The organism is Streptomyces marokkonensis, assembly GCF_039539045.1.
Taxonomy (GTDB): Bacteria; Actinomycetota; Actinomycetes; order Streptomycetales; family Streptomycetaceae; genus Streptomyces; species Streptomyces marokkonensis.
Window position 1 is genome coordinate 1 of the sequence record NZ_BAABCQ010000212.1, and the last position, 11,750, is coordinate 11,750.

The 11,750-nt window shown below is 69.2% G+C and carries 7 protein-coding genes and 1 pseudogene; 3 read left to right on the forward strand and 5 right to left on the reverse strand.

Annotated elements, in window-relative coordinates:
• Positions 1-872: 872 nt before the first annotated feature.
• Both ABEA26_RS32400 and ABEA26_RS32405 read left to right on the forward strand, forming a co-directional pair.
• Positions 873-1,235, forward strand: coding sequence for a hypothetical protein (locus ABEA26_RS32400; protein ID WP_345597186.1), 363 nt, complete (start codon positions 873-875; stop codon positions 1,233-1,235).
• Positions 1,232-1,675: pseudogene (locus ABEA26_RS32405) on the forward strand (nucleotidyl transferase AbiEii/AbiGii toxin family protein); the annotation flags it as partial. The gene ABEA26_RS32400 and the pseudogene ABEA26_RS32405, both read left to right, overlap by 4 nt.
• A gap of 239 nt (positions 1,676-1,914) precedes the next feature.
• Here ABEA26_RS32405 and ABEA26_RS32410 read toward each other — a convergent pair.
• From ABEA26_RS32410 to ABEA26_RS32425, 4 genes are read right to left on the reverse strand one after another with little or no spacing between them, the layout of a single operon-like run.
• Positions 1,915-2,691, reverse strand: a complete 777-nt coding sequence (locus tag ABEA26_RS32410; RefSeq protein WP_345597188.1) for a hypothetical protein — start codon at positions 2,689-2,691, stop codon at positions 1,915-1,917.
• 13 nt (positions 2,692-2,704) lie between these two features.
• The gene (locus ABEA26_RS32415; protein WP_345597190.1) at positions 2,705-7,477 is read right to left on the reverse strand and encodes a putative T7SS-secreted protein; all 4,773 of its coding nucleotides are present in this window, start codon (positions 7,475-7,477) and stop codon (positions 2,705-2,707) included.
• Between the two features lie 2 nt (positions 7,478-7,479).
• A complete protein-coding gene (locus ABEA26_RS32420; RefSeq protein WP_345597191.1) occupies positions 7,480-8,136 on the reverse strand; it encodes a hypothetical protein in 657 nt (218 codons plus the stop codon).
• Positions 8,126-8,548 (reverse strand): hypothetical protein, encoded by a 423-nt coding sequence (locus tag ABEA26_RS32425; protein ID WP_345597193.1) that lies wholly within the window; start codon positions 8,546-8,548, stop codon positions 8,126-8,128. The genes ABEA26_RS32420 and ABEA26_RS32425 overlap by 11 nt, the downstream gene beginning before the upstream one ends.
• A 593-nt stretch (positions 8,549-9,141) precedes the next feature.
• On the opposite strand from ABEA26_RS32425, the gene ABEA26_RS32430 reads away from it, so the two are divergent.
• Positions 9,142-9,798, forward strand: coding sequence for an ISAs1 family transposase (locus ABEA26_RS32430; protein ID WP_345597194.1), 657 nt, complete (start codon positions 9,142-9,144; stop codon positions 9,796-9,798).
• A gap of 400 nt (positions 9,799-10,198) precedes the next feature.
• On the opposite strand, the gene ABEA26_RS32435 is transcribed toward ABEA26_RS32430, so the two are convergent.
• Complete coding sequence (locus tag ABEA26_RS32435; RefSeq protein ID WP_345597195.1) at positions 10,199-11,620, reverse strand: IS1380 family transposase; 1,422 nt, start codon at positions 11,618-11,620, stop codon at positions 10,199-10,201.
• Positions 11,621-11,750: the final 130 nt, after the last annotated feature.

An 11,750-nucleotide genomic window follows, 5' to 3' on the forward strand; every position in this document is an offset into this window, starting at 1 on the left:
GTGTTGAACGGCTCCAGGCCGATGCGGAGAATGTCCGTGCTCGAAGAAGTGCTTACCTGCCGCATCGTCAGGTAAGTCAACATCTGGTCACATAAGCCCCCGGCACACATCGAGGCAGGTGCCTGACCGACGACACAGCAACAGCCTCATTCTTCGCGGAAGCCCAGTGAGGAGCCTGCTCGCCCGAGATGAATCGATGTTCCTCAGCACCTTCGAGTTCGAGGAGTGCCGGTGTACAGTGGGCAACGCCCCTGACCTGCACAAAGCAGGCAGGGAGCCGTCTTCCAGGAGTCCAAAGTGCTGCGAACTTTGATCAAGTCCAAGATCTAGCATTTGGGTGCTTTTGCAGGTCAGAGGCTTGATGGCCCCGCTGAGGTCAGCAAACGGTCAGCATCGGGCGCGGGAGCGTCCCAGCTTGCCGACCAGGTGGCCGCCGTGACGGGTGACCTCGACAGGTCCCTGGCTCCCGCTTGGGACGTTCGCTGAGTTACTCGACAGCTCGACCGCGGCATGGGTACTGACCTCGACCGCGCCGGTGTCCTTCTCGCCCACTGCGCCAACGCCATGGGCTTCGGCTTCGCCACCGTCGTCACTCCGACAGAGAGCCCGAAACCGCAGCCGACTCCACCGCGGCGACCCTCCGCGTGACCTACTGCGTCATGATCACCCGCGCCCGCATGCGGGGCTGGTCCGGGTCTGCAGGGCAGCCGGTTGCCGCGCCACCTGGGGGCCTGCGCGGGTAGGCGATGATGTGCCAAGCGCCCACTGGGTGAGATGCCCGAGGGAAGGGCGGTCGGCCGCCCGACCCGTACGTACGACAGGGGAGCCCCGTATCCGCCATGCCGTCGCCTTCAAGCAGCGATACTGGATGCATGGACACGACGATCACCGCCCCCCGCGCAGAGGTGCTGCGGGACCGCTACCGCAGCCGACTGCCCGAGCGCTTGCAGGAGCTGGCCGGCCCTGTCGAGGGCAACGTGGACCTGCCGCTCCACATCGTCTGGTCCGGACGGACGAGCTACAGCCTGGACCGTCCGAAGTCCCGCATGACGCTCTACCGGACCGTCCTCGCCGAAGGACTGCGCGAGGACCTGGTGACCTTCCTGCACCACCGGCTGCTCACCGAGCAGTGGCCCGTGCTGCGGCGCTTGATCAGTCCCTACATCCGCGAGGTCTGGGAGGACGCCTTCCCCGAGCTGCTCCGCACTGCTCCGGCCGACACGACCGCCGCGTGAAGCTCACTCCGCTCCACGAGCGTCTCCTCGCCGACATCCTCGACCTCGGCTCCCCCTACCCTCTGGTCCTCACCGGCGGATACGCCGTGCAGGCCCACGGCCTGGTCGAACGCTTCAGTCGTGACCTCGACGTCGCCACCGAGAACCCCGCTCCGATGCAGGAGATCGTCGCCTCACTCACAGCCGGCCTCAGCGCGCGCGGATGGCGGACCACGCACGTCCAGACCGATCCGCTCAGCGGCCGGTTTCTCGTCACCGATCCGGACACCGGCGAGGAGTGTGAGGTCGACGTCCTCAAGGAGGCGTTCTGGGCTCCGCCTGCCCAGACCCCCTACGGCCCCGTTCTTTCCCTCGACGACGTGATCGGCACCAAGGTCCGGGCCCTCGCCGACTGCGGCACCGTCCGCGACCTCATCGACGTCCAGGCCGCACCAGATCGGCGGCGACCGACCTGATTGTCGCTTCTGGCCGCGACTCGTACAGAGCGACCGCGTCCGCCTTGAACTCCGGCGGGTAGTTCTTCATGACCACGAGATGTCCGTTCTCAGATCCTCAGGATCCAGTGTCTCGTGTGTTCAACCTCAGGGGTCAAGGCCCGTTGTGGGTGCCCCACGGATCTGGACGACGTTGCGCCTCCGGCTGTCCGCGTCGTTGCCACTGGGCGGGGCAGGCCGGTGGTTCACGGCTTCTGCCCGGTCGGCCGGTCGGCGTAGTCCTCGACCAGGTCGGCGATGAGCGAGAGAAGGGCGTCGGTTCGGTGGCGGTCCTCGCGCTGGGTCCGCAGAGCTTGCTCCAGTGCCCGGAGCCGGTCCAGGGCGGCCGGGGCCCGGTCCCTCACCTCGTCGAGGAGCTCCGTGGTGACCAAGTCCAGGCACTCGGTGAGCAGGCGGCGGGTGGCCGGGGCGGGGGGAGCCGGGTCGGAGGCGGCGAAGCCGGTGGTCAGGTAGCGCGCGGGGTCGGTGAGGCTCCAGCCGACGGCGGTGCCGTGCTGGATGAGGAGTGTGACGTCGGGGGCGATGCCGATGCGGGCCTGCAGCGGCTCGTCCAGGACGTCGAGGTCGCGTAGGCAGGTGAGCGCGGTGTCTCCGGGGGCGCGGCAGAGTTCCGTGGTCACCTCCAGGCGGAAGTCACGGGCTTCGTCAGCGCGAAGGCCCCCCGGGCGGACGGGGGGTGTGGCGGGAAGACGGGCGGAGTCCTCGGCGTCGGCGGCCTCACCCGCGATCTGAAACTCGGCGCCGACCAGTTCCCGGCCCGCCTGATCGAACCGGAGCTCGTCAGGCGTGTCCCACAGCCACGGCCCACTGCCGAAGGTGTCCAAAAGGAACCGCCCGCGTTCATCGACGTTTGCGTACGTCGCGATGCGCACACGGAAGTCCCGAAAATCGAGACGCGGGGTGATGTGCAGCGGATCGCCCGTCACCGTCGCGGTCCAGTTGTCGTCAATGGTGATTCTCATGGTGAATGCCACCTCATCTGACCTGCACTCCGGGAGCCATGTAGCCGTTCTTTGCTGGAATCCTGCCTTCCACCACGTCTGCGTGCGTAATCGGTTTACCGGGATCGGTGGGCAAGCCGCCCAGCGCCTCGGCCCCGGAAGGACCCTTGATACCGGACGAACCGTATGCCGTGATGACGTTGCCTGCCCCCTGACGGTCGGCCCGGACTACCACGATGTCCTCACCCTGACGGAAGATCAGGTTTCCGCTGCCCGCCGTCGAGTGGTACACCGCGTCCGGCTTCTTGAGGATCTCCGTGATCATTTCCTCAGTAAAGCCATGGTCATGCGCGTGGTAGTTGCCAGCCTTCTTGATCTTGCTTTCCTGTGCCCTCTCGATGACCTGGTCCATGGCCTTGAGGGCGTCTTCCCTGGCCTTCTGAGCCTTCTCCTCCTTCGTGTACTTGGGCATGAGGCCCAATGGGTCGCACCCGCTGTGCGGGTTGTCCACGTACGCGAAGGGGTTCGGGGCGGGAGCGAGGCCGAGGGGGTCGGGGGAGGTGTAGCGGCCGGTCTCGGGGTCGTAGTGGCGGAAGTAGTTGTAGTGAAGGCCGGTTTCGGGGTCGTAGTACTGGCCGGGGAAGCGGAGGGGAGTGTAGGTGCTGCTGTCCCGGGACCAGGCCGTGGTGCCCCAGAGTGTGCTCCGGGTGCGCCACGCGATGTCGCCCGTCTCGTCGATCAGTTCGGTGGGGGTGCCGATGAGGTCGGTGGCGATGGCGAAGAACCGGCGGTCGATCTCCTCCTGGCGGTCGTCGGCCGTGAGGATGCGCTCGGTCTGGGCCAGGGGGACGTCGGCACGGTGGTCCCAGGTGAGGGCGACCGTGTTCGCGGCATCCGGCTGCTGGCTGGTCTGTTCACACAGGGTGAGGCCGTCCCAGGTGAAGCGGACCTCCTCCACCACGTTCTCGCCGTCGGTCGCCAGGCGCTGTTTCGCGGTGCGGCGGCCGAGCGGGTCGTAGCGGTACCTCCAGCGGGTTCCGTCGGGGGTGGTCACGGAGGTGAGGCGGTTCTCCGTGTCCCACTCGTAGCGCCAGGTGTCGGGCTTGCGGGAGAGGCGGGTCTTCTGCCGCAGGGTGAGCCGGCCGAGGGCGTCGTGTTCGAAGCGGACGTCTCCGGCGCGGGTGATGGTGGTGCCGGTGTAGGCGCGCGGTCCGGTGGCCTCGCTGCCGGGGTGGCGGGACGGCCAGGATGCGGAGGTCTGGTTGCCGGCGTCGTCGTAGGCGTACCGCTCCGTCCAACCCTGGGCGTGGACGGAAGTGACGCGGCCCGCCCGGTCGAGGCCGAAGGTGCGGGTGCCCGACAGCCGGTCCGCGACGGAGGTCAGGTGACCGTCGGCGCGGTAGGAGTAGGCGCGGCTGTTGACGTCGTGCCCGTTGGCGGTGATGTGCTGCGCGGAGAGCCGTCCGGCCTCGTCCCAGGCGGAGGTCATGGTGATCGCGTCGCCGAAGACGCGGGCGAGTTCCCGGCCGGCGGCGTCGTGGGTGAAGTCGATCCGGTGATCGCCGGTGGTCAGGCGGTGGGGTTGTCCGTCGGCGCCGTAGGAGTAGGAGGTGACGTGACCGGTGGGCGTGGTGCGGCGCGTACGGCGGCCCAGGGCGTCGTAGGCGTATGAGATGGGACGGCCGTCGACCACTTCCGTCTTGGTGAGTCCGCGTCGGTCGTACTGGTAGCGGAGTTCGCTGTCCGGTCCGGTTGCCTCCAGCAGGCGTCCTGCCCTGTCGTGGGTGTAGGTCGTCACCTGACCGTCGATGTCCTTGCGGACCACCTGGCCGAGCTGGTCGCGCTCGAACGAAATAGTCCCGCCGAGCGCGTCGGTGCGGGCGGCGAGCCGGCCCGCGGCGTCCACCCGGTAGGTGAGGGTGCGGCCGTCGAAGTCGGTCTCGGAGACGATGTCGCCGGCGGCGTCGTAGTCGTAGGTCCAGGTCAGCCCTTGTGGGTTGGTGACGCGGGTGAGGCGCAGCTCGGCGTCGTGCTCGAACTCGTAGCGGGCGCCGTCGGGTCGGGTGCGGGCGACCGGCAGGTCGAAGTGGGTGTACTCGAAACGGGAGACGCCACCGACCGCGTCCGTGTGGGTGAGGCGGTTGCCCTCACCGTCGTAGGTCCACGACTCCGTGGCTCCGTCGGGACCGGTGCGCCGGGCGAGCTGCCCGTCGGCGTGCCACTCCAGGCGGGTGACACCGCCCTCCGGATCGGTGATCCGGACCGGCCTTCCGAGGGCGTCCCGCTCCGTGCGGGTGACGGCGCCTGCCGGGTCGGTCACCTTCACGGGCAGTCCTGCCGCGTCACACGCCACTCGTGTCGTGGCTCCGAGGGCGTCGGTGACCGACGTGAGCCGGCCGGCGTGGTCGTAGCTGTAAAGGGTGGTGGAGCCGGCCTGGTCGGTGACCGCCGTGCGGTTGCCGCGTTCGTCGAACTCATTGACCCTGCGGACACCGTCCGGCCCGACGACCTCCACCGGCAGACCGAACGGGCCGCGTGTGGTGCGCAGTTCGCTTCCGTCGGGGCGGGTGGCGGAGACGGCCCGACCGTCCTCGTCGTAGGAGAACGTGGTGGTGAGGCCCAGTGGGTCGGTGCGGGTCAGGAGGTTGCCGTGTGTGTCGTAGGTGAACCGGGTGGTGTGGCCGAGGGGGTCGGTGACGGCCAGGAGACGGCAGCCCGGGCCGAACAGGTGGCGGGTGCTGTGTCCGCCGGCGGTGGTGAGTGTGGTGGTGCGGTGGCCGGTTTCCGGGTCGGGTTCGGTGTAGGTGAGGGTGATCTGGACGTGGCCCGCTTCGCCGCCTTCGGCGATGACGCGGTCGCGGTCGTCGTAGAGGTAGTCGTAGCGGCTGTTGTTGGAGTCGATCCAGGCGACGACGCGGCGGCGGTCGTCGTAGACGAAGGTGGTGGTGGCACCGGAGGGTTTGGTGACGGTGGTGAGGTTGCCGTCCTGGTAGCCGTAGTTCATCAGGGGCAGGTCCGCGCCGCCCTCGCCCGCGTCGGCCAGGGACAGGGCGGTGACCAGGCCGTCGGCGGTGGTCAGTTTCACCTGGTGGCCCGCCGAGTGGACCAGGGCCAGCGGCAGGCCGTCCTCGGCTCGGTCGACGGTGATGGTGTGGCCGTTGCGTTCGGTGATGCTCGACAACCAGGCCGGACCGTCGCCCCCTGGTTCGCTGCCGGGCGGGGCGGTGAAGTGGAAGGTCAGGCCGCTGTCGGGGTCGGTGACGGTGTAGTCGCCGTCGGCGTCGCGGGCCAGCAGGGTGCGGCGGCCTCTGCCCGATGAGGGGGTGGTGGGGGCGCCGGGGACCGGGTGCGGGTACGGGATCAGGAGGCCGTCGGCGGTGACGTGGACGACGCCGATGGCGTCGATGCGCAGATGTTCGTCGACGGTGGACGTCCACGAGGGGCCGAAGAAGCGGCCGACCGCGCAGCCGGACTCGGTGCGGCGGGTGAAGACCAGCGGCAGGATGCCGGGCAGTTCGACATCGGTCTGGGGCAGATACATCCGGCCCGTGGCGAGGTCCACGGGGTCGCCGCCCGCGGTGCGGTCGCCGTCAGGGGTGTTGTGGGTGCCGTCCGGGGCGTCGTCGACCAGTTTGCGCGCCCGTGCGGCGTCGGCGGCCTGCTCGGCGATGCGGATGCCCTTGACCGCGGCGCCGCCGCCACCGGTGGCGGCGGTCAGTGCGAGGTCGGGAATCAGCCTGCCGAAGCCCTCGGCCGGGTCCTTCATGAAGTCGCTGACCATCTGCTTGCCGGTGCCGACCGGGTCGTTGGCGGCGACGATCAGACCGGCGGCGAGGCTGTTGAGGGAGGTGGCGTACTCGGCCGGATGCGTGATGTTGTACGGATCGACGGGGTTGACGCTGCGGACGAAGTTGAGGATGCCCGCCGTGCCCTTGATGATCCCGCCCCCGACATGGTCGCCCATGATCTGGAACTCTTGTATCCCGTCGGCCAGTTGCTCGGCGTAGGAGGGCTTTTCCGGGGCCATGTCGCGTGCGGCGCGAACCGCCGTGCGTGCCGTCTCCGCCGCCGAGTTCCGCTGCTTGCGGGCATCGGCGAGGATGTCCTGTGCCTGCTGCATCAGCTTCTTGCCGGGGTCCTCGAACGTCGCCGCGGGCCTGGGCGGGAGCGAGGCCGGATCGCGCTTGTCGGCGGGCTGGGCGTTGTAGCGGTCGACCGCGCTGTTGAAGTCGTCGACTTTCTTGCGGTGGGCGTCGGCGGCGTCCTCGGAGGCCTTGACACCCTCCTTCCACTTGTCGATCGCCGTCTGCGCCTGTGCCTGCGCCCAGGTGATCGTGGCGGCGAACGCGTCGAGTGCGCCGAGCGCCTTCGCACAGGCGTCGGCGGCGGCGTACCACTTCGGCGGCTGAGTGCTCACCGCGGTGCGCAGCGCGTTGGCCGCCTCGCCCTTGAGCCGGGAGGAGTCCAGGCCCTTGAGACCGTCACCGGCGTCGTCGAAGGCCGTCTGAAAGGCCCGGAGCTTGTCGGCGGTGGCGGTGACCTTGCTCGGGCTGCCGTAGATCAGCTTGGTCTTGTCCTCGGTCTGCCCGAGGTCCATCTCGTCGACCTCGGCGCCCATGCGGTTGGCGACCGAACGGGACTGCTCGCGCACCCAGTCCGCGCCCGACTCCCAGCCGACGTCCTGCAGCCGGTCGGCGGTCCAGTTACCTGCGTCCTCGACCCGGTTGCCGGCCCATTCGACACCGTCCTCGACCGCGTTCTCGACCGAGTCGGGCGTGATGTCGCTGATGAAGTCGCCTATACCCACCGTCAGTTCTCCCCGGACTCACCCTGCTGCTGCGTCTGCTGGGCGCGTTCCTCGGGCGAGGGCCCGAAGGTGTTGTCCAGCGCCTGGTTCCACTGTTCCTCGGAGACCCCCGACGCGTCGATGATCGCCTGCGACCGCCGGCCGCCCTCACCCTCGGTGAGGACCGTGCGGCCGGTGTCCTTCCACGTCTGCTCGATGTCCTCACCCGCCTTGTCGAACGACTCCGCGCTCCAGTCCGGGTTCAGGTAGTCCGGCGTGACGATGTCACCCCAGCCCTGCTGGGCGATCTCCTCCTCGGTGGCGTGCGGGTTGCCGCCCATCACGGAATTGACGCCCACCTTCAGCGTGGCCTCGACGTACTGGTCGTGCTCCCACTGGGTGCCCGCCGCCAGGCCGAGGCGGTTCGCGAGCGCACTGGCGTCGCCCACCAGGGCCCGCACACCCCACTCCCAGCGCTCGCAGAAGTCCTCGAAGTCGACCGAGAGGCCGTGGTGCCCGGCCTCCATCCCGGTCATCGCCAGCTCCGAAAAGCCCTTGCCCAGCACCGAACCCGTGGCGCCGCCCAGATCACCGAGCCCGTCGATGGTCGCGCCCACGCCCTGCGTGAACTTCGCGACCGACACCTTGTCGAACTGCAGATCGGCCCCGTCAGCGCCCATGACCGCGCCCCTCCCGCACCTCGCCGGAGTCGACGGCGACGCCGTCCGCAACGATGCCGACGACCGGTGGGAAGAACATCGACCCGTCCTCGGTGGCGATGTCGACGGCCAGGCCGGCGGGCTCGCCCAAGGACGGCACGACCTCGTCGACGATGCGCGCGCCCAGCAGCGCCGCGTAGTCCATGGGCTGGTCACCGGACCCGTGCAGCAGGGCGAACCGGGCCAGTGCGGCCTCGTCGGTGAACCCGCAGATCCACCGCACCCCGCCCGACTGCGCCGACCAGAGACCTCCACCGGCTGTCGGGATCAGGAGGACCGAGCGCCGCATCTCACCGACCAGCGCACGAGGGTCCCCGACTCCCCTTCTCTGCTCGGCGATCCGCTCGGTGAGCGCTGTACCGGTCTGCTCCACGGGCCCTCCTCGTCGTGGGTGACTGATAGCACCGTGGATCAAGACGCGCGCGAACACGTCAGCGGTTCTCCTGAGGGCTCTTCATGGGCCTGAGTCATGATGTTCGAGGCTGCGTCCAGAGTGATCGGGAGCGGGCTCCTACACGTGAGCTGGTCGTGGCGAGCTCTTCCGCCCGAAAGGAGGGATGGGCGGTTGCTGAGGACGCTCATTTGACGCTTTGGGCGCCTGCACCCGGGACGGAAAGTCCATAGTCGGGCTCTGACCTGTGCTTTTCTGCGACTCGCCCAGGCCGATATCTTTCCGATGACGCATCATGTGGAATGCGTCGAGACCACGAGCCCACGACCAAGGGCGTTCGAACGCCACTTCTACCGGCTCGACGGTGATGCGCTGATCTTCACCACCATCACCAAGGGCCGGGCCGGCCGCCGCCTCAACAACGGCAACGGCAGCGACGGCGAGCAGCAGCCCGCCCCACACTATCTGCCGCACTCCATGCGCCAGCTCCGCGAGCAGCCCGGCGTCGGGCCCGGGGAGGTGGCGGGCCTGCTGGAACGGCTGGCCGAGGTGCCGGACCACGGGATCCTCGCGGTGTGCGGCACGCGTTGGCCGTTGTTCTCGCCCTGGCCGCGTGCGCGGTGTTGGCGGGGGCGACTTCGCTGCTGGCGGTCGGCGAGTGGATCGCGGACGCGCCGCCCCAGGTGCTGGAACGGCTCGGTGTGCGCCCCGATCCGGTGCTGCCCAGGCGGCTGGTGCCGACCGAGACGACGGTGCGCCGCCTGCTCGCGCGCGTCGACGGCGACGCCCTGGACCGGGCGGTGTGCGACTGGCTCGCCGACCGTTGCCCCGCCGGCTCCGGGTTGCGCGGACTGTCCGTGGACGGCAAGTCCCTGCGCGGCGTTGCCAGGGCGAGGGGACGGAAGATCCACCTTCTTGCGGCGGTGGAGCACAGCACCGGCCTGGTCTTGGCCCAGCTCGACGTCGGCGAGAAGACCGGCGAGACTACCTGCTTCCAGCCGCTGTTGGACACCGTCGCCGACCTGGCCGGTACGGTCGTCACCAGCGACGCACTGCACACCCAGAGCGAGCACACCGGCTACCTTCCGGGCCGCCGGGCCCACTACATCGCGATCGTCAAGTGCAATCAGAACAAACTGTGCAAGCAGCTGAAGTCCCTCCCCCTGGAAGGGCATCCCGCTCCAGGGCCGCACGCGCGGAGATCCGCCGAATCAGGGTCGCCGCCACCGTGAACCACCTGCCCTTTCCGGGCACCTGCCAGGACGTCCAGATCAAGCGCCGTCGCACCGACCGCAACACCACCATCACCACCGTCTACGAGGTGACCAGCCTGACCGCCGAGCAGGCCGCACTGCGGACAGGCAATGCACCCCGGGTGATGGCCTCCGCCGCAACGCACGCAACGCCTGCCGACCCCTCGCGTTCCTCGGCCTCGCATGATCACAAACCGGATGTCATCCAGTCTTCGCCGAAGCCCTGGGTACGACGGCTTAGCCTCGCCGTTTCAGTTGAGGCTGCTGGGCGGCCGAGCGGGATCGTTGGGGGCGGTGCGGGTCGGTGGGCATGGTGTGGGCCCGACGCGGGGTCGGGTTCTCCGAGGTCCTTGGGTCGAGGGTGGGCGGGGAGGGTGAGTCAGCTGGCGGGGCGGGGCAGGGCCGCGAGTCGGTGGAATGCGGCCGCGAGTTCATGTCGCCAGGGCCAGGTCGCCGATATCCGAAGGCGGAGACGGCGGCCGCCGCGGGTAATCCGGGCGGCGACGTGCAGGAGTCGGTAGCGGAGCTTCTTGGGTTCGACAGCCGCGAGTTCGTCGTCCAGCAGGAGGACGCGGGTCCAGGCGAGGAGGTCGATCGCCGCGAGGCTGAGTTCGAGCCAGGCGGCGTTGACCGGGAAGCGGCGGGAGGGGAAGCGGCCGAAGCCGGTGGTCTTGCCGCACCGGATGTGGTCCTCGACGGTGGCGTGTCCGCGGTGGCGGACCTCCAGGAACTGGGCCGATCCGGATGTGAACGGGGTGTCGGTGAGGATGACCTGGTGCCGCAGGCCCTCGTCCTGGTCGAACAGGGAGAGCTGGGCTCCGGGGTGGGGACGTTCGCGGCGGACGATGATGCGGGTGCCGGCCGGGTAGCCGGCAAGGTCGACTGTGCCGGTCAGTTCGGCGACCTCGGCGGACTCGCGGAGCGTGCCGTCCTGGTCCAGGGCGGGGTGCCAGACCTGCTCGGGCAGGGCGCGGATCGCGCGGCGGACCGGCTCGGTGATGGCGTATCCGACTGAGAAGAAGGTGCGGATTCCGCGTGTTCGCAGGTTGCGGACGTGGGTGAGGAAGGCTTTCGCGGATCCGGCGCTGTCGGTGCGGACGAGGATGTCGGTGCCGTGCCGGTGGGCGTCGGGGATCTGTGCGAGCGCGTCGTCCAGCACCGCGATGTGATCGGCGGCGGTGTTGGCTCCGGCGTTGCCGGGCCGAAGGCGCCCGGACATGCCCTCGCCGGTGTTGGCCAGGAAACACAGCAGGGGGTGGAAGCCGAAGCCGCCTTTGTAGGTGGGTGCGGCCGCTTCCTTCTCGGAGTGGCAGATGATCAGCGTGGCATCGATGTCCAGGACCAGGCCGGGCACTTCCCGTCCGCCGGCTTTCGCCGCCGGTATGCCGCAGCGGGTCTCGGATGCCTGCAGCCAGGCCACTTCCCGGGCCTGAGCGCGGGCCGACCGTAGACGGGCCAGTACGCGTTCGTCGACGGCGGCCAGCAGCCGCCAGGCAGTCGGTGTCGAGGCGACAGGGCCGAACACCTCGCCCTGGTCGCGCAGCACTGCCAGATCCGCGATCGCCTCGCCGCCATCGGCGAGCATGACCACGAGGTCGGTGGCGATCCGGCCCGGATCGTGGCCAGCGCCGCGTGGCCGAAGCGGTCTCAACGCGGTGGAGTACGCGCTGGTCAGCCGTGTGACGTCGGCGAGATCAGCCAGTAGCCGTGTCCCGGCGTGACCAACCACCCCCGCACCGTCAGCGGAGACATGAAGCCTGGGACGCGAACCGATACCCTGCACGCAGAAAGTGCCTTCCACCTGGACCGACAGAACCCCTCGACAAGGTTCATCGTCCCAGCTCAGAAGGCACTTTCGCATTCCCGCCCATGATCCGGACGGACTCCAAGCGAAAGCCCGAGGTTAGGTTCATCTACTCTGTCGCCATGGC